This is a genomic window from Snodgrassella sp. B3882 (assembly GCF_026535915.1).
Taxonomy (GTDB): Bacteria; Pseudomonadota; Gammaproteobacteria; order Burkholderiales; family Neisseriaceae; genus Snodgrassella.
Genome location: NZ_JAFNPF010000001.1, coordinates 1,298,178 through 1,317,633, shown reverse-complemented (window position 1 = coordinate 1,317,633; position 19,456 = coordinate 1,298,178). Strand labels below are relative to the sequence as shown.

General features: G+C 41.0%; 18 protein-coding genes. 6 read left to right on the top strand and 12 right to left on the bottom strand.

The genetic code is table 11. The features are described from left to right. Positions 1-32: 32 nt before the first annotated feature. From adk to lpxK, 4 genes are all read right to left on the bottom strand, one after another. Entirely contained in the window at positions 33-680 is a 648-nt protein-coding gene (gene adk / locus J3U68_RS05585; protein ID WP_267375388.1) for an adenylate kinase, read from the bottom strand. Positions 681-737: 57 nt separating this feature from the next. After that, on the bottom strand, positions 738-1,496 hold the full coding sequence (gene kdsB / locus J3U68_RS05580) for a 3-deoxy-manno-octulosonate cytidylyltransferase (RefSeq protein ID WP_267375387.1): 759 nt from the start codon (positions 1,494-1,496) through the stop codon (positions 738-740). Continuing rightward, positions 1,493-1,678 (bottom strand): Trm112 family protein, encoded by a 186-nt coding sequence (locus tag J3U68_RS05575; RefSeq protein ID WP_267375386.1) that lies wholly within the window; start codon positions 1,676-1,678, stop codon positions 1,493-1,495. The genes kdsB and J3U68_RS05575 overlap by 4 nt, the downstream gene beginning before the upstream one ends. A 216-nt stretch (positions 1,679-1,894) precedes the next feature. Further along, a complete protein-coding gene (gene lpxK, locus J3U68_RS05570; RefSeq protein ID WP_267375385.1) occupies positions 1,895-2,923 on the bottom strand; it encodes a tetraacyldisaccharide 4'-kinase in 1,029 nt (342 codons plus the stop codon). Between the two features lie 119 nt (positions 2,924-3,042). On the opposite strand from lpxK, the gene xseA reads away from it, so the two are divergent. Beyond that, on the top strand, positions 3,043-4,395 hold the full coding sequence (gene xseA, locus J3U68_RS05565) for an exodeoxyribonuclease VII large subunit (RefSeq protein ID WP_267375383.1): 1,353 nt from the start codon (positions 3,043-3,045) through the stop codon (positions 4,393-4,395). A gap of 113 nt (positions 4,396-4,508) precedes the next feature. Here the strand turns inward: xseA and J3U68_RS05560 are convergent, their stop codons facing one another. The 8 genes from J3U68_RS05560 to lepA all read right to left on the bottom strand — a co-directional run bounded on the left by J3U68_RS05560 (position 4,509) and on the right by lepA (position 12,987). Beyond that, positions 4,509-5,372, bottom strand: a complete 864-nt coding sequence (locus tag J3U68_RS05560; protein WP_267375382.1) for an ATP-binding protein — start codon at positions 5,370-5,372, stop codon at positions 4,509-4,511. A gap of 93 nt (positions 5,373-5,465) precedes the next feature. Further along, complete coding sequence (locus tag J3U68_RS05555; protein ID WP_323811428.1) at positions 5,466-5,972, bottom strand: tRNA (mnm(5)s(2)U34)-methyltransferase; 507 nt, start codon at positions 5,970-5,972, stop codon at positions 5,466-5,468. A gap of 278 nt (positions 5,973-6,250) precedes the next feature. After that, positions 6,251-7,174, bottom strand: coding sequence for a GTPase Era (era, locus tag J3U68_RS05550; protein WP_267376220.1), 924 nt, complete (start codon positions 7,172-7,174; stop codon positions 6,251-6,253). A 143-nt stretch (positions 7,175-7,317) separates the two neighbouring features. Then, positions 7,318-8,160: a hypothetical protein gene (locus J3U68_RS05545; RefSeq protein WP_267375380.1), complete on the bottom strand. Its 843-nt coding sequence runs from the start codon at positions 8,158-8,160 to the stop codon at positions 7,318-7,320. Positions 8,161-8,361: 201 nt separating this feature from the next. Continuing rightward, on the bottom strand, positions 8,362-9,270 hold the full coding sequence (locus tag J3U68_RS05540) for a hypothetical protein (protein ID WP_267375379.1): 909 nt from the start codon (positions 9,268-9,270) through the stop codon (positions 8,362-8,364). A 22-nt stretch (positions 9,271-9,292) separates the two neighbouring features. Continuing rightward, positions 9,293-10,018 (bottom strand): ribonuclease III, encoded by a 726-nt coding sequence (rnc, locus tag J3U68_RS05535; RefSeq protein ID WP_267375377.1) that lies wholly within the window; start codon positions 10,016-10,018, stop codon positions 9,293-9,295. Between the two features lie 185 nt (positions 10,019-10,203). Then, positions 10,204-11,193 (bottom strand): signal peptidase I, encoded by a 990-nt coding sequence (lepB, locus tag J3U68_RS05530; RefSeq protein ID WP_267375376.1) that lies wholly within the window; start codon positions 11,191-11,193, stop codon positions 10,204-10,206. Between the two features lie 3 nt (positions 11,194-11,196). Next, on the bottom strand, positions 11,197-12,987 hold the full coding sequence (lepA, locus tag J3U68_RS05525) for a translation elongation factor 4 (protein ID WP_267375375.1): 1,791 nt from the start codon (positions 12,985-12,987) through the stop codon (positions 11,197-11,199). Positions 12,988-13,274: 287 nt separating this feature from the next. Between lepA and J3U68_RS05520 the strand changes: the two genes are divergently transcribed. From J3U68_RS05520 to icd, 5 genes are all read left to right on the top strand, one after another. Further along, positions 13,275-13,955, top strand: coding sequence for a SanA/YdcF family protein (locus J3U68_RS05520; RefSeq protein WP_267375374.1), 681 nt, complete (start codon positions 13,275-13,277; stop codon positions 13,953-13,955). Between the two features lie 387 nt (positions 13,956-14,342). Further along, positions 14,343-15,473, top strand: a complete 1,131-nt coding sequence (locus J3U68_RS05515; protein WP_267375372.1) for a M14 family metallopeptidase — start codon at positions 14,343-14,345, stop codon at positions 15,471-15,473. A gap of 158 nt (positions 15,474-15,631) precedes the next feature. Then, complete coding sequence (locus tag J3U68_RS05510; protein ID WP_267375370.1) at positions 15,632-16,696, top strand: lysozyme inhibitor LprI family protein; 1,065 nt, start codon at positions 15,632-15,634, stop codon at positions 16,694-16,696. Between the two features lie 74 nt (positions 16,697-16,770). Then, positions 16,771-17,859 carry a DNA polymerase IV gene (gene dinB / locus J3U68_RS05505; RefSeq protein ID WP_267375368.1) on the top strand — a complete coding sequence of 363 codons (1,089 nt, stop codon included), beginning with the start codon at positions 16,771-16,773 and terminating at the stop codon, positions 17,857-17,859. Positions 17,860-18,018: 159 nt separating this feature from the next. Then, the gene (icd, locus tag J3U68_RS05500) at positions 18,019-19,257 is read left to right on the top strand and encodes an NADP-dependent isocitrate dehydrogenase (RefSeq protein ID WP_267375366.1); all 1,239 of its coding nucleotides are present in this window, start codon (positions 18,019-18,021) and stop codon (positions 19,255-19,257) included. Positions 19,258-19,456: the final 199 nt, after the last annotated feature.

Below are 19,456 nucleotides of genomic sequence, written 5' to 3'. Positions count from 1 at the left end.
TTCACATTTGATGACTGGCAGCTTAATGGGTTTTACAATTTTAGCGCAGCTAATATTTGGGTTTTCACCGTTTCTACCGGTTGTGTACCATCTACTTTAATATACTGCGGTGCATGATCACCTTGCTGATGATCATAAAAATCAATTAAGACTTCTGTTTGCTCATGATATACCTGTAGACGTTTTTTAACGGTTTCCTCCTGATCATCATCACGTTGAATCAGATCTTCACCTGTTTCATCATCTTTGCCACTAACTTTAGGTGGATGATAAACAATATGATAAGTCCGACCAGAAGGCAGATGAACGCGACGACCAGACATTCGTTCAATAATGACTTCGTCTGGAACGGCAATTTCAATGACTGCATCCAAGTGAACCCCGGCTTTTTCCATCGCTTCAGCCTGAGCCAAGGTGCGAGGAAAGCCATCAAATAAAAAGCCATGAGCACAATCAGGTTCAGCAATACGTTCTTTGACTAAACCAATAATAATATCATCACGTACTAGCCCACCTGCATCCATAATTTTTTTGGCTTCCAACCCCAGCGGCGTCCCCGCTTTTACCGCTGCACGCAGCATATCACCAGTAGAAATTTGCGGAATATTCAGTGCGGCAGTAATAAATTGCGCTTGTGTACCTTTTCCGGCACCAGGAGCCCCTAATAATAAGATCTTCATTTGTTTTCCTGAAAAAAATTGCTAAAGATATTCAATCTAGAAATCAGACAGTAACACTTAATTTGTCCAATTGGCAATGACACGCTCCAGATCAGCAGCGGTGTCTACCCCAGCAGCGGGCGCATGAGCAGTAATTTGTACTGCGATATCATAACCGTGCCATAAAACGCGTAATTGTTCCAAAGATTCAATCTGTTCTAATGGTGAAGCAGCCAGATTAATATACTGGCGTAAAAACTCCACCCGATAACCATAAATTCCGATATGGCGATAAACTGGCATGCTAGCCGGAATGATTTGTTGACCTGAATGCATCAAATCTCTAGGCCATGGTATCGGCGCGCGACTAAAATAGATGGCATGCTGATTTTTATTGAGTACAACTTTAACGCAATTGGCATCGATAAAATCGGCATAGTCAGTTAATCGATGCGCTGCTGTTGCCATCGGTGCGTTGCTGTGTTGCAACTGCTGAGCCACTGCATTAATCAATTCGGGTTCAATCAAAGGTTCATCACCCTGCACATTGATCACGCAGGTTTCTGCGGATAAATTTAATATAGCCGCGGCTTCTGCCAGACGATGGGTGCCACTTTGATGCTCATTGCTGGTTAACACCGCCTCAACACCCTGTTGCTGACAGGCGGAGAGAATGTCCGCGTGATCAGTGGCCACCACGACACGACTGGCCTGGCTTAAAGCTGCGCGTTCCGCCACCCGAACCACCATTGGCTTGCCATGAATATCCGCCAATGCTTTATTGGGCAGGCGCGTAGAAGATAGCCGCGCCGGAATCAAAACAACAAAATCGGTCATACTGTTGCATATTCCTCATCAGTTAGCGCACGGGCTTCATTAATCAGCATATAAGGGATGCCATCTTTAACCGGATAAGCCAAACGTGAAGAGCGACACCACAGTTCCTGCTGTGGCGCATGCCATTCCAGCTTCCCACCGCATTGCGGGCACACCAAAATATCCAAATATTGTTGCTTCATGTTGATTCCTTCTAGCCATCGCAGCTGGTTTACAAACATAATATCCTTTTTTGCCAACTCTGCAATGATTCAGCACGTCTGAATGCTAATGTTATATTGGCAGTGCCATGCGTCAAAATAAAGGCTAATTTTATCATCTAGACGTGCAACAAGACATCTATTTTCACCATTAAACCTGGAACGTGGCCAAGTTTAGTCATATTTTAGCCATACTAATCAGATTAATTTTAAACGTTGTCCAATCCATTCGCCCAGATTGGGAAAAATTTCAGCCTGTAATGGTAAAACCCAAACTTCTTGCGGTAATGGTTCAGTCAGCTTAACGGCGTCTTTTTCAGTGATAAAGACCACATCTGCATCTGGCCAGTCAGCAATTGCAATAGCGGCGTGATCAGCCAGTTTTACCGTAGCACATAGTTCTATACCCAAATGAGTGAGTGCTTGAAAAAAACGCTCTGGTCTACCTATTGCGGCTATTGCAGCACAGCGCTTGCTGGCAAAATCGGCAGCAACTGCCCGTTGTTGAGGCTGATTAAGGCGATAAAATTGCCCATAAGTTAAAGTGCTGTAACCATGCCATTTACCGCTAGTCCAATTTTTAACTTGAGTATTTTGCATCAATTCTGCATCGCCTTGAGAAAATAAAATTCCATCTGCCGATTGCAAGCGGGACAATGGCTCTCGTAGCGGTCCGTTGGGTAACAAATCCAGTTTTTTTCCCACATCAGCGGCTGGAATGACCACAATTTCCAGATCACGCTTTAATGCATAGTGTTGCAAGCCATCATCGCTAATCAAAACCTGTAACTGAGGATAACGCGCTAACAAAGCTTGTCCGGCGGCCAAACGAGTAGTGGCCACAGCAATCGGTATATTGAGCTGTCGGTATAGCATCAATGGTTCATCTCCGGCAGACGCAACAGGGGTTTGCGCATCAATCACAATAGTTTCTTTGCTTACTCGACCATAGCCGCGGCTAATCACGCCGACTTGAATATTTTGATGTTGTAACGATCGAACCAATGCTGCTACGAGCGGCGTTTTGCCCACTCCACCCACATGAATATTTCCCATCACCACTACTGGACAAGGTAAACAGGCTGCTTTTAGCCAGCCATATTGATACATTTTCCGTCTTATGGCGCTAACCAACTGAAAAATGCGCGCCAAGGGCCATAAAATGATGCTGAGCAACTGATTTTGCTTGTGCCAATGCTGCTCGATAATTTGTGTTATTGCTGCCATGCTAATATTCGATTACTCCTACATATCACAACTATACCATGTCCATCATGATTACCTGAATCTGGGTTGAAAACCACGTATAATAATCTCTATCTGACTGTGTAAAATACCATGTGCTTATGTCTACCCTCTTTGATTCCACCGCTTTAACCGTTTCTGAACTCAATGCTTGTGCCCGTCAACTATTAGAAAGCCATTTAGTTGGCTTATGGGTTGGAGGGGAAGTTTCTAATCTAACCCGTGCGGCAAGTGGCCATTATTATTTTTCCCTTAAAGATGCGCGCGCGCAAGTCAGATGTGTCTTATTCAAAGGCGTGGCGCAACAACTGAGTCGTCCGTTGCAAGAAGGTGATCACTTAGAGGTGGCGGGTAAAATCAGTATCTATGAAGCCAGAGGTGAATTTCAGATTACCGTCAATGCTGTACGTCACAAAGGTTTAGGACAATTATATGAAGCTTATGAACGGTTAAAACAACAGTTGACTGCCGAAGGGGTATTTGCTGCAGAACGCAAACGCATATTACCGGCTTCACCGAAAGTGGTCGGTATCGTTACCAGTCTGGCTGCCGCAGCATTACGTGATGTGGTCACCACCCTGCGCCGTCGTCATAGTGGTATCAGGGTGATTGTTTACCCTACCGCTGTGCAAGGTGCTGGCAGTGAGCACCAAATCGCCGCCGCTATAGCAGCGGCTAACCAACATAAACAGGCTGATGTGCTGATCATTTGCCGCGGAGGTGGCAGCATCGAAGATTTGTGGTCATATAATGAAGAAATCGTGGTGCGGGCTGTGGCCAACAGTGAAATTCCAACCATCAGCGGAGTGGGTCATGAAACCGACTTTACCTTAACAGATTTTGCTGCTGATGTTCGTGCGCCTACCCCCACAGCAGCGGCAGAAATAGTTAGCCCAGACCTGAATCATTTGCGCCAGCAAGTCAAACAATGGCAAGCTCGCTTAATTCAACTTTTGCAGCAACACTACTATGATGCCTCCCAAAAATTGGATTGGCTGGCTCGGCAATTAAAACATCCACAACAAAACTTGCAGCAACAACGGCAGCAATTGCTCGAGATACAACATCAACTACAAATAAGCGTAGTCAGACAGATAAAACAGCAACAACAAAATTTAAGCGGGCTGCAACGAGCGTTACAGGCATCTCAACCGCAAACAGCCTATGCAAGGCAATATTTGCAGCAAAAAAACATTCAATTGCAGCAAAGCTGGAATAAATTATTCACCCATGCCCAGCAAAATTTACAACAACAAAGCCTGTTGTTAGCGGCTATGTCTCCCTTAAATATTTTGGCTCGAGGTTATAGCGTTGTTTCAGATCAACGAGGGCATGTGATTCGTGACGGCAGCAAGCTCAAACTGGGTCAACATCTACATATTCGTTTTGCGCAGGGTGAAAAAAATGTTCAAGTATTGCCGGATCAGCAGCAAACGGATCTATTCGATCATTAACCGGTTTCGCCCATTCATGATCTATATTAAATCTGAATAATTGATTACGTTAGTTTGTACAAAAAATAAAAAAATGATTAAGTGAGAAATCTAGGCATTGCTGCCGCAAATATCTAGTCAGTTATTCGTTGTTCAGGCGTTCTACCCGCCCAATCACAGACAAATTGCCAGGCAACTCGACCAGACCGACTGCCCCGACTCTGACTCCAGTTTAATGCGGCCTTTTTGCTGATGTCATCCATTGTTAAACCAGCATCTTCCAGCCAGTTTTGTACAGCTTGTAAATACGCTTCCTGATCAAATGGGTAAAAGCTCAACCATAATCCAAAGCGATCAGATAATGATACTTTTTCTTCCACCGCTTCTTGTGGATGAACTTCGTCACCTTGTGGGTTAGCCAGATTTTCAGTCATATATTCCGGCATCAAATGCCGCCGATTAGAGGTAGCGTACACCAATACATTATCACAGCGTTGGGACAAACCACCATCCAACGTCGTTTTCAGTGCTTTATAGCTGTCTTCACCGGTTTCAAACGACAAATCGTCACAAAACAAAATGAATTTTTCCGGACGGGCTTTTAGCATCGGCAACAAAGCCGGTAATGTCAGCAGATCACTCTTATCTACCTCAATCAGACGCAAACCTTCAGGCGCATAATGGTGCAACAGAGCCTTAACCAGTGAAGATTTACCGGTGCCCCGAGCGCCAGTCATTAAAACATTATTAGCCGGACGTCCTGCTAGAAATTGTTCTGTATTGCGGACTAATTGCCGTTGTTGCTCATCCACCGCCGCCAAACGGTCTAAAGCAAAAGTGTGAGGCCGTGGTAGACTTTCTAAAACCCCTTTACTGCCGATTTTTTGCCAGCGAAAAGCGATGGCCGACCAATCTGGCTCTTGGGTTAATGGTGGTAATACCGCATCTAAACGGCGTAATACACTAGCAGCTAATGCCAGGAAATTTTTAACATTCATCAGCCAGTTCCCCCAATTGTGGTGATCAGAATATGCTTGTGCTGGTAATAAAATACATCAATAACATAATAATACTGTTATTCTAAAGTAATATTATACCCTCTTATGCAATAGCAGCGCATAAGGTGGATCATTGACACGGTTGATAAATCGATATTGTAATACCGCAAACTCTTGTTGCGACAAACTGCTTACCCAATTTTCAATGGTTTGAGCTTCAATTTTGCCCTGTGCATGGCCGGGATATAAAACAATGCTCATCAAACCATTTTTTGCAAGCAAGCTTAATCCAGCTTTAATGGCTTGCAGACTGGTGGCTGCTTGCGTCGTGTACTGTTTATCTGCACCGGGCAAATAACCCAGATTAAACATGATTGCTTTCACACCATGTTGACAATATTTTTCCATACACTCATGTCCCGACTGAATGAGACTAACTTGTGCAGATAAATCTTGTTGTTGAAGTTTTTCCTGCGTTGAGGCTAAAGCAGAAGATTGAACATCAAATGCCCATACTCGACCTTGTCTACCAACCAATTGAGCTAAAAAAACCGTGTCATGACCATTCCCGGCGGTTGCATCAATGACCGTATCACCCATGCATACTGCCTGGCTAATCTTCTGGTGAACAAATTGCAAAATGTTGCATAACATAAAATAAATAAGCCTAAGATATCACAGTCCAGTTTGTTTAAATTCATCACTGATCATCTCAATCAGCGAGCACCAATAAAATTGAGTTAATCAGCACTCGTAAAAAATATCAAAGCGAAATAGCCATATTAGCTAATCCGCTTGGTATTTTCCAAAATTTCTAATAGTCTATATGAATGATTATAATTTCAACAACTTAGAGATTTAAAAGAAAAATGATAGCTTTACAACCCCAATTCACGTAGAAAACGTATATCGTCGGCCCAGCCAGATTTTACCTTTACCCATACTTTCAGAAATACCTTAGTTTCAAATAGCTTTTCCATATCCAGACGAGCTTCAGTAGAAATTTTCTTCAGTTTATCGCCATTTTTACCGATCAATATCCCCTTTTGGCTATCCTTATCCACCAACACAGCGATATAAATGCGGTATATCCCTTCATCCTCTTCGAATTGTTCAACTTCTACATTCATGGCGTAAGGTAACTCTTCACCCAAATAGCGAAATAGCTTTTCGCGCACTATTTCCATCGCCAGAAACCGAGAGGATTTATCCGTAACCATATCAGCAGGATACAAAGGAATGCCAACAGGTAGCATCGGTTTAAGCGTATGCACTAATTGTGCAATACCTAAACCATGTTTGGCGCTGACAATCTGAACCTTAGCAAAAGCGAATTCTTCCTTAACTTCATTGATAAAACTTTGCATCACCTCTGCATCTTTGGCCTTAGCTTTATCGGCCTTATTGATGACCAAAACCACTGGAATATGTCGCGGCAATTTCTGCAACACTTCCCGATCAGCATCTGAAAAGCGTAAAGCTTCAACCACAAATACAATCACATCCACGCCCGCTACCGCTTCAGTCACATTTTGATTTAGCCGGTCATTCAGTGCATTTCGATGATAAGTTTGAAAACCTGGAGTATCAACGAATATCAACTGAGCTTCATCATCAGTATAGATACCGTTTACTTTATGCCGCGTAGTTTGCGCTTTTTTACTGGTAATACTGATTTTTTGACCAATCAAATGATTCATCAAGGTTGATTTACCTACATTCGGCCGACCAACAATAGCAATAAATCCGCAGCGAAATTGATCCGAATGAGCAATGTAATCAGAATTGGTAACTTCAGACATCATATTTAGTCCACATAAGTAATAAATCATTCCCTTAACTAAGAATTCAAACAAAAAACAATCAAATATTCATTAAACTATATTTTCTTAAATGGGTAGCGGCGAAATCAGACACCATAACGTAGTGATAATCTTGGGCCAACTTAAGACTGAACATATTCCTTTTTAGCGGCATTCCATCTATAGATAACAGGTTTGTCCTTCTTACCTTTGCCATGTTCTGACCACTTTAAATCTTTCATTCCATTGGTAGAATGGGGCAAAATTTGAATAATATATTTATTTTCTTGAATATCACGATCACGGGTGCCATCTTCAAGCCATTCTCCGGCATAGTCGGCTAAACGATAGGTATCCGCTGCAAATACCGGACGTAATTGACCCTGAATAATTGCAAACAGGGTCATGGCTTCATTTCTCACACTGCCACCGGCATAAAAAGTATGGGCTACATATCTGATTCCAAATGCTAAGACATTCGGACTCAAACGATATGGCGCAAAATCATAGCGTACAGGCATCCCAGTGACTATATTTCCAATATCATCAGACATTAAAAATGCATTAGTCATTGGGCTATCCGACACATCGATCCATGGTTTAGCCTGCAATGAAAATGCGCCGTGTTGATCTTTTTTTACAACGGCAAGGACTATTTTTCTGTTTTGAGGATTTTCATTTTGTCTGCCAGCAATAAAAATATAAGTATTTGCTTGACTAGGCCAAGGCTTTAAACCGATAAAATCCCATTCACGCGGAGAAGATAACCGCGGATCGATAACACGTAAAATTTTACTGAAGTTTTGACGATTTTTATAAAAATCAAAGCCTAATAAATCATCGGGTTTAGCACCATACATTTCTTGTGCATAATATTTTTGCCTCGCTGAATATTTTATAGCGGCATCCACTTGATCAAGCGAACGAACCACTTTGCCGTTAACCAAATGACTTACCAGTAACAGAAATAAACATAAATATTTCATTTTTATAGTCCAAAATTTAGATCAAATTACCTATCGAAAAAGCAAATTGCTGATGAATCTAACCGATGACTTTCTAAACTTATCAGGCAAAATCACCTTAAAAATCAAAAGATTTTACAGTGAACATCATACCAGATTTAAGTTGAATGCCGAGATTTTATGCTGACAATAGAATTACCTATGATGCGGTAATTTTTCTTGTTAATCAGAGCCATAAGATATATAAATTCGATATCGATTAATACCATCCCAAACGTACCGAGTGGCCCAGAAGCCTTTTTTGCGTTGATCTATCCAATCGACAATATGCATACCTTTATAAGAATTCGACTGCACAATAAGTGGATAAATATTTTCCTCAAATACATGATTCAAATGGATAGTACCATCGTCTCCTGTTTCGGTATCAAAAGCTAAATGATAAGTAGGGACATTAATAAGTGGACGTAGATGACCGTTGATGACAGCAAAAAGCATGACGCCTTCGTCTATCGTTTTAGTAGGACGATGATAATGGGTAACAATGTATTTCAATCCAAACGCTGACACTTTGGCGCTTAATCGATAGCGGGTAAAATCAAAACCTGCTGGGCGCCCCCTACCGATAATTTCATCGCTATCACCGTCTCTTAATAAAAATGCCTTATTCCTGTCATCGCGATCTCCGGCTAGAGCTTCACCATCATTGATCCAAGGTTTAGCCGCCAGTATAAATTCTTTTTTTGCATTATATTTTAACAAGGCTATGATGGTTTTACCTTGCGCTGGATCTGGACAAAAAAACTGCTCGTCTTGGTTGGTCTGGTGATCACAAGCAATGAATATGTAATTTCCTGGATGGTTAGGCCATGGCTGGATTCCCATTGAATGCCATTTACCTTGAGCGGCTAATTCAGGATCCACCAAAGCCAAAATTTTTCTAAATTCTTGTGGATTAGCAAAAAAATGGCGACCAAAACGATCTTTTTGCTCCGATCTGCTCAATTGTTCGGCTAAGTACTCTTTACCAGCTTTATATTTTATAGTGGGATAACTATTTTGCGAAACTTTGATTGGTTTAGCCATCACCATGCTGGCGAACAGTAATAATATTATCCCAACAAATTTCATGAAGTTTACCAATGTACTTAAACTACTTTTTTATCAGTTTGCCAGATGGATAATTTTGCTCTAACCATTTGAGCGCAGTCTCTGCTGTTTGCTGTTCCGCTTCACGTCGACTATGCCCGCTGGCTTGAGTTTGAAAACCTAATTCACCCAGATCGCATTGAACAACAAATTGCTGTTCACTGATATCACCGATTTGCCCGATTATCCGATATTTGGGTAATCCTAACCGCCGAGCTTGTAAACCTTCCTGTAAACGGGTTTTGGCATCTTTGCCGCTATCATTAGGATTAATTTGTTTTACTCTTTCAGTATAGAGATGGCGTACTACCAACTCAGCAGTATTGAAATCCGCATCAAAGCTGACCGCAGCAAATAACGCTTCCATGGCATCAGCCAGAATTGAGGGTCGGCGAAAGCCCCCGCTTTTCAACTCACCTGCGCCCAAGAGTAATGCATCGCCAACATTTAATTCTGTCGCAATTTTGGCTAAAGTTTCCTGATTAACCAAATTAGCACGCATGCGTGATAATTCGCCTTCAGATAATTTTGGAAAAGCGGTGAACAACATTTTGGCAACGGTATAATTTAAGATAGAGTCACCAACGAATTCAAAACGTTCATTATGTTGAGCACTATAACTGCGATGAGTCAAAGCTTGTCGCAAAAATTGAGCTTGTTTAAATGTATATCCGAGCATTTTTTGCAAGTGGCGCAATGCATTTTGATGGCGTGCATCAGTTTTATTCATTATCTTACTTTAATATCTCTGACTTAATTAGTGGCATGAGCTGCCGAATGGGCAGCAAACTTAACTAATTGTTTAAATTTCAACTTTAACAACGAGTACGATATTAACTCAAAGTTAAAAATTATCCCTGCAAATAATATTTCAGGGCACGCCCACATCGATGAGCGTGCCCGTTTTCTGCATAGTTAATTGATTCTGGTGCCGATGCGACTAAAATCACCCAAATTCAACCAAATCAAAAATGCTTTACCGACCAAAAGCTTATCATCAACAAAGCCCCAGTAGCGGCTGTCTTCACTGTTATCGCGATTGTCACCCATCATAAAATATTTACCTTCAGGGACTTTACAGCTAAATCCACTGCCATCAGCGAAGTAAGTGCATAACTCACGATCTGGAAAATTGACGTGTACCCCTTGTAAAATGACCGCAGGCTGTTGCGGAATTTGTAAAATCGCAATCGATTTATCGTTTAATTGTTCTTGGAAGGTTTCAGCTTTTAAGGTAACCGCTCCATATCCTGGGATAGTATCGGTATACTGATACTCCCGAGGCAGGTGTTGAGGATTGATAGTTTGGCCATTGATGGTCAAAACTTTATCTTTATAAGTGACCGTATCGCCAGGCAAACCAATGACACGTTTAATATAATTAATGCGGGTGTTTTCGGGGTAATTAAACACGACCACATCTCCGCGCGCAACTTTACCGGTTGGCACCAATACATTATTCAGAATAGGTACACGAACACCGTAACTGAATTTGTTAACCAGAATAAAATCCCCGGGAATCAAACCAGGACGCATTGAGCTAGATGGGATTTGAAACGGTTCAGCAATGAAGGTCCGCAATATAAAGACCACCAGAATAATAGGGAAAAATCCACTCATATAATCGGTGAAATGATTATTGTCCTCATGCTCTGGATTCTGTTTGCGAATTTGTCGATGTCTAAACCAACTTACTCCGGTAATGAAGACAAAAAGCAATAAAACCGCGGTGAAGCTTAAAACAATAGAGAGAAGACCAAACGCACCAATCAGAATCAACAGATAGCCCCATTGCAACTGGGCACTCCATTCGCCTTTTTCATCACGCTTTTTGTTACTTTTAAAAAATAATAAAATTCCCAGTACCAGCACAACACAGGCGCCGATAATCATTGTATTTGACATCCATTAATCTCCAACTTGTAAAATCGCTAAAAAGGCCGATTGCGGAATCTCAACATTCCCGACCTGCTTCATGCGTTTTTTACCAGCTTTTTGTTTTTCCAACAGTTTTTTCTTACGGGTAATATCACCGCCATAACATTTGGCTAAAACATTTTTGCGTAATGCTTTGACGTTTTCGCGCGCAATAATTTTGCCACCGATGGCTGCTTGAACAGCAATATCAAACATCTGTCTTGGAATCAGTTCACGCATTTTAGCCACCAATTCTCGACCACGATAAACCGAATTGCTGCGATGCACAATCAAACTCAGTGCATCCACTTTTTCACTGTTGACCAGAATATCCAGTTTAACCAGATCGGCAGCTCTGAATTCGAGAAACTCGTAATCCAGAGAGGCATAACCGCGCGAAGTCGATTTAAGCTTATCAAAAAAGTCCATGACCACTTCATTCATCGGCATATCATAGGTCAGCATCACTTGCCGACCCATATACTGCATGTTCTTCTGTACCCCGCGTTTTTGGTTACACAAAGTCATCACCGCGCCAACGTACTCTTGCGGAACCAAAATAGTAGCGGTAATAATAGGTTCATAAATGGCTTCAACACTACCAATATCAGGTAATTTAGACGGGTTTTCAATTTCGATTCGTTCGCCGCTCTTGAGCATGATTTCATAGACCACTGTTGGCGCAGTAGTAATGAGATCCATATCAAACTCACGTTCCAAACGTTCCTGCACAATTTCCAGATGCAGTAAACCGAGAAAACCGCAGCGAAAGCCAAAGCCCAAAGCTTGTGATACTTCTGGTTCAAATTTTAAGGCAGCATCATTCAGTTGCAATTTTTCCAGTGCTTCACGCAACGCCTCATAGTCATGACTCTCTACCGGATATAAACCGGCAAACACCTGCGGCTGCACCTCTTTGAAACCAGGTAACGGTTCAGCGGCAGGTTCGCGCACCAAGGTAATGGTGTCTCCGACTTTAGCCGAACCCAGTTCCTTAATACCGGTAATCAGGAAACCCACCTCTCCGGCTTTCAATTCAGGCTTATGGACAGATTTTGGCGTGAACACACCCAATTGTTCCACCAGCGTTTCCGCCCCTGTGGCCATAAAACGCACTTTATCTTTAAGGCGGACTTTACCGTCTATCATGCGAATCAGCATCACTACGCCAACATAGTTATCAAACCACGAATCGATGATCAACGCTTTTAAGGGTGCTTGCTCGTCCCCGCTGGGAGCTGGTACTTTCTGAACTATTTCTTCCAGAACGTCTTGTATACCTACCCCACTCTTGGCTGAGCAGTGCACTGCATCAACGGCCTCAATGCCGATGATGTCTTCAATTTCTTCAATCACCCGTTCAGGCTCTGCTGCCGGTAAATCAATTTTATTTAACACCGGTATCACTTCAACGCCCAGATCAATGGCTGTATAGCAATTGGCTACAGTCTGAGCCTCTACTCCTTGAGAAGCGTCAACCACCAGCAATGCACCTTCACAAGCGGATAAAGAACGCGATACTTCATAGGAAAAATCCACATGTCCTGGAGTATCAATTAAATTAAGCTGATAGGTCTGACCATCGCGTGCAGTATAATTCAGAGCAGCTGTCTGAGCTTTAATGGTAATACCACGTTCTTTTTCGATATCCATCGAGTCGAGCACCTGAGCACTCATTTCACGGTTTTCTAGCCCACCACAATATTGAATAAAACGGTCAGCCAAGGTCGACTTACCATGGTCAATATGGGCGATAATAGAGAAATTGCGTATATTATTCATTTAAGCCAAATATATTTAAGTCATTCAATCAAGCACTTTCTAGAATGATGTAGACCAGAAAGTGGAAAAATACTGGCTATTTTAGCTGAATGAAGACTTTTACGCCTAAAAATTTATCATTTATAAATTTTTTTGAATATTGCAAACCATTTATTCAATACTATTTAGGTTAAATTTATCGCCCTAAGATGATTTTATTGCATATATTTTTGTGCATTGCGGTTATAATTCCTGCCACGATCTTTTTAATCCTTTTATCAACCCTTTTTTAGAAATTTAACCGATAAATGCGCGTTCATTTCCTTAAACAAAAACGAATTAAGATTATTATTATTTCTTTGCTTTTGTTGCTGATTGCTACTTTCGCCGTTGCCTTCCCCCTAATTATGCATTTGGGTAAAGAACAAACCACCAGTGATATCAATCAAATTACCCCACGATCAGTTGGATTAGTATTGGGGACCGCAAAATATCTGCGTAATGGACAACTTAATCCGTTTTATCAATATCGTATCGAAGGGGCAATTCGGCTTTATAAAGAAGGAAAAGTACAGCATTTATTATTAAGCGGTGATCATTCCAAAGCCTATTATAATGAGCCTAAAACCATGCAGCAGGATCTGATTGCAGCTGGCATACCGGCTTCAGCAATGACCTTAGATTATGCCGGTTTACGCACCCTTGATTCAATTGTCCGTGCGCAACAAGTGTTTAAATTAGATGAATTTACCATTATCACCCAACAATTTCATTGTGAGCGAGCCATATTTATTGCTAATAAATATCACTTATCTACGCAATGTTATGCTGTAGATTCTCCTTCAGGCGTCAATTATATGAAAGTCATCTCGCGTGAATTTTTAGCCAGATTGAAATCAATCATTGATTTATATATCACCCACAAACAACCTAAATTTACCGGTGATGCCTATCCAATCAAATTGGAAGATCAGAAACCAACTGATTAAATTTTTATAATATTGACCTAGAGCCATTAATGGCGCGATTTGTTGCTCAATATTCATAAGCCTATAGGCGCAATGGAAAGTGACCAACTGAAACGGCAACCTATCTAAATACCATCGATAAAAATAGATGACAAGAACAAACACAGTTTAACTTGACCCACTGCAACTTCAGTAAAATTCAGATTCATTGAGTTTGAACTATTTCAAATGATAGAGGTTAACTTAAGCAAAAAAACCTTAAAAAACAATCTTGACTATCAATTGTTAAGCCTTAACCATCCTACAACGTGCGTTTAAGCTGAGCTATAAAACCGCATTTAAAAATGCTAAAATAACAACAAAAGATCTAAGTTTTCATATTTCAACAGCTCATAGGAAATTTGCTGCATGCTTAAAATCAGTACCCAGTTTGATGGGGGCAATATTGAAATTGTTGATATCAGTGATTTAAACAATATTCTGTTAAAACTACCCAAAGATAATGCAGCCGAATATCGTCAGTGGTTTTATTTTAGAGCCCAAGGTGTAGCCTATCAAAATTTGCACTTTCATTTTATCAATGCTAAAGAATCTGCTTATCCTGAAGGCTGGCAAGATTATGCGGCCATGTGTTCTTATGACCGCATTAACTGGTTCCGAGTGCCTACCAGTTATGAAGATGGTGTTTTAAGCATTAACCATACTCCACTGGCAAATAGTGTTTACTATGCGTATTTTGAGCCCTACTCCTATGAACAACATTTAAATCTGTTGGGAGATTCTCAAAGTAGTGGTTTGTGTCAGATTAATGATTTGGGCAGTACCCTACAAGGACGAGATATTAATCTGCTGACCATTGGTAATCAGGCTGCCAGCGATTTGAAAATCTGGATCACTGCCCGTCAGCATCCGGGTGAAACCATGGCAGAATGGTTTGTGGAAGGTTTGCTCGGTCGCTTGCTTGACCATCAGGACCCTACCTCAAGAGCATTGCTGGATCGAGCTACATTTTATATTGTGCCCAATATGAATCCTGATGGTTCTGCCTTAGGTAATCTGCGCACTAATGCTTGCGGTGCAAACTTAAATCGAGAATGGTTAGAACCTTCAATTGAACGCAGTCCAGAAGTGTTTTATGTGCGGCAGAAAATGCATGAGACCGGCGTCGACCTGTATCTGGATATTCATGGCGATGAATCTCTACCCTATGTATTTTTGGCTGGAAATGAAGGCATTCCTTCGTTTAATACCCGTCTGCAACAGTTACAACAGCAATTTGTCCAAGCCTTTCTTGCTGCCAGTCCGGATTTTCAGGATCGTTATGGTTATGAAAAAGATGCGCCAGGACAAGCCAATTTGGCGATTGCCACATCATATGTCGGCGAAACCTTTAAATGTCTCGCTTATACTTTAGAAATGCCCTTTAAAGACAATCATCAATGGCCAGATGATGACTTTGGTTGGAATGGACAGCGTTCATTACGATTGGGTGAAGCAATCCTGAGTCCGATCTACGCAGTTATTGATAGATTACGCTGATATCATCAATATTTTACCGCTACTGAATGAACATATTTTGATCTGTTCAGTAGCGGTTATTATAGGTAAATAATAAAAAATTACCTTTTAAAACAGTAATCAACAAATTTTTTTTGATATTATCCCAGTTACCTATTACAACACAACTGAGGAAAAACATGAAAAAAAATTTATTTATCTACGGACTTATTGGTGCAATGGCATTGACTGCCTGTTCTAAATCAAAAGAGGAAAAAGGTCTTGAACCACTGAGTTGCGACAATCCTCAGTTAAGTAGCGAAATTCAAAAAACCTTACAGACAGTTATCGATAATAATGCTAACCAATTTGTTCAAAGCGATGCACGTCATTTTGTAGATGCTGATAAAGTGATGTCAGCGGCAAAAGAATTGACGGTATCATTATCTGCTGCTGAATTAGGTAAAGACGCCAACAACAAACAAGTTTGTAACAGCAATTTGAGTATCACTGTGCCAGAAAATATTTGGAAAGATATTCAGACTTATGCCCCATTAGTGAATGGCAAAACTGATTATGCTGCGCACATTAAAGAGCAATTGCAAAGTAATGGTTTTACTATGCAAAATAATGTGTTCACTAAACCATTTCAATACACACCATTGGGCAGTTCTATCAAAGCTGGTTCAGCTGCTTCAGCCACAGCAACATTGGGCTCAGATTACGATAAATCCGCCATTCAAAATGTAGCCATAACTCTGGGTAACGCTTTATTGGCTTATGGAGTGAAAGATACTGTCAATGTAGGTGGTCATTTATATCATCGTGCTGATGCACTGACTTTAATTCACAATCCAGGCGCACAGGTGAAACCGGTTGATCAGATTAGTGTCGAGGCACAAAAAGCCAGTGCTATTTTAAACGGTCAATCTGTGGTGACAACCACTGTGAATAATAATCGTACCAATTCAGTTGAAAATAATGTTAACGGCAATCAAATCAGTGCGCGCCAATTACAGGAAGCACGTGATAATAATGCCAATGCCAACAACAATATTAATCATCTGTGGGTTAATTTAGATGATTCAGTACGCAATACCTTGCGTCCAGAAGAACGTAAGTGGATCGAAAATAAAGTGAGTCAGTGTAAGGCTCAAGCAGCCAATGCAAAAAGTAGTGTTCAATCTGAATACACCTATCTACAATGTGAAACTAAATTAACCAACGAACGTATCAATTATTTAAAAGGCTATAGCTTACATTAAGTTTAGCTACGTGGCACAGTATGCGTGAAAACAACTGTGCCACAAAAAGCCAGTGAAACCGTTTTATCTGTGCCATGCATGAGCGAAAAATAATACATATTGATATGGATGCTTTCTATGCATCTGTAGAATTACTCAACCGTCCTGATTTAATTGGTCAACCTGTCGTGGTTGCGGGGACACGTCCCAGATCTGTCATTTGTGCTGCCTCTTATCCCGCTCGTCAATTTGGATTACATTCTGCCATGTCAGTGGCCGTGGCCAAACGTCTTTGTCCGCAGGCGATCTACCTTCCTCCGGATTTTAAAAAATATCGCCAAATGTCTCAGCAGGTGCATTCGATCCTGCAACGCTATACTAAAATCATTGAACCCGTGGCCTTAGATGAAGCCTATCTGGATGTGACAGATTATCAAGGACATTTAATTTATGCGCGTGATATTGCCAGAGAGATTAGACAAAGTATTTTCAATGAAACCGGTTTAACGGCTTCTGCCGGAATTGCGCCAAATAAATTTTTGGCTAAAATTGCGTCTGATTGGCATAAACCCAATGGTCAGTTCGTTATTGCTCCGTCACAGGTGAATCAATTTCTACAACAATTGCCATTAGGTAAAATACCCGGCATTGGAAAAGTCACGGAAGAGAAAATGCATGCTTTAGGCTGGCACACTGTGGGTGATTTAAGCCAAATCGACAGGCATATGTTGGTGCATTATTTTGGACGCTGGGGACATAGGCTGTATGATCTTGCGCATGGTCATGATGATCGAGCAGTCATGCCAGACCGAGATCGGCAGCAGATTTCAACGGAAATCACCTTAGAAAAAAATGAAGATCTGCTTCAGATTGCGAATCACATCCCCGAGCTGGCTAAGTCTATAACCACAATGGTCCAGCAAAAGAAATTATATGGTAAATGTATTACCCTTAAATTAAAAAATGCCCATTTTCAGACTTTCACACGCTCTCAAACCTATTCTTCTGCTTTAGTGGATGAACAAGTTCTGACCGCTGCTGCACTTAAATTGCTCAACCGCATGCCCAAAGATGCTCATCAACAATATCGCTTAATCGGTTTGGGCATCAGTCATTTTGATCATTTTTCTTATCAGCCTCAATTATGGGCAGACGACTCTGAATTAGATGTTTGTCAGGCTTAATTTACCAGTATTAATTAAAATTAATTAATAAAAACAATAACTAATACTTTCACATATATACCTCTGGATTAAGTTAAGAAAATAACGCATAATAAAGACTGTTAATCGCTAGAGGGAGTAGCGATTAAGTATCTTTAAGGTAACATCACAGGAGCTACCATGAGTCATATTAAAGTACCAACCGAAGGTCATAAAATCGTACTAGGTCAGGCTATTCCTAATGATCCAATTATTCCATTTATTGAAGGCGATGGTATTGGCGTTGATATAACACCTGTTATGAAAGATGTTATTGATGCTGCTGTGGCTAAAGCGTATAACGGAGCCAAAAAAATTGTCTGGATGGAAATCTACGCCGGTGAAAAGGCCACCCAACTGTATGGTGAGAATGCCTGGTTACCAGACGAAACATTGGAAGCCATTAAGGAATATAAAGTAGCCATTAAAGGACCTATGACTACACCGGTTGGTGGTGGCATCCGATCTTTAAATGTGGCCATTCGTCAGCAATTGGATCTTTATCAATGTGTACGTCCTGTACAATATTTTAATGGTGTTCCTTCCCCTGTTAAAGATCCGAGCAAAGTCAATATGGTCATCTTCCGTGAAAATACCGAAGATATTTATGCCGGTATCGAATGGCTGGCTGAAACTGACGATGCTAAGAAAATCATTCATTTTCTGCAAGGCGAGATGGGTGTAAGTAAAATTCGCTTCCCACAAACCTCCAGCATTGGCATTAAACCCGTGTCAAAAGAAGGTAGTCAACGATTGACTCGTGCTGCCATTCAATATGCCATTAACAATGATCGTGATAGCGTGACCATTGTTCATAAGGGAAACATCATGAAATTCACTGAAGGTGGATTCCGTGACTGGTCTTACGAAGTGGCTAAAAATGAATTCGGGGCTACCTTGATTGGGGATGGACCTTGGTGTGAATTCAAAAATCCAAAAACCGGTAAAAACATTGTTGTGAAAGATTGCATTGCCGATGCCTTCCTGCAACAAATTCTAACTCGCCCAGCTGAATACGATGTCATTGCCACTTTGAATTTAAATGGTGATTATATTTCAGACGCTTTGGCTGCACAGGTAGGTGGTATCGGTATTGCGCCAGGTGCCAATATTTCTGATGAATACGCCGTATTTGAAGCAACTCATGGAACTGCGCCAAAATATGCTGGTCAGGACAAAGTGAATCCGGGATCTTTGATACTTTCTGCTGAAATGATGTTACGTCATTTAGGTTGGAAAGAAGCGGCCGATTTGGTCATCAAATCTATCGAAAAAGCGATTGCAGATAAAATTGTGACATATGATTTTGCCCGTATGATGGATGGTGCCAAAGAAGTGTCATGTTCTGCTTTTGGCCAAGCTTTAATTGAACGCATGTAATTTATCTAAAAATTAATACCAGCGTAATCATCATTTGAAACCGAATCTATTATGGATTCGGTTTTTAGCTTGTTTAGCTGGGGATTTCATGTAGACCAGATCACCACGCATAGCAACAGTAATTTGGCTTTTATGTTGATTATTAAACCATTACATGATTCAATAATTTGCGCTTTTAAGTAACCAATAAATCAAATGG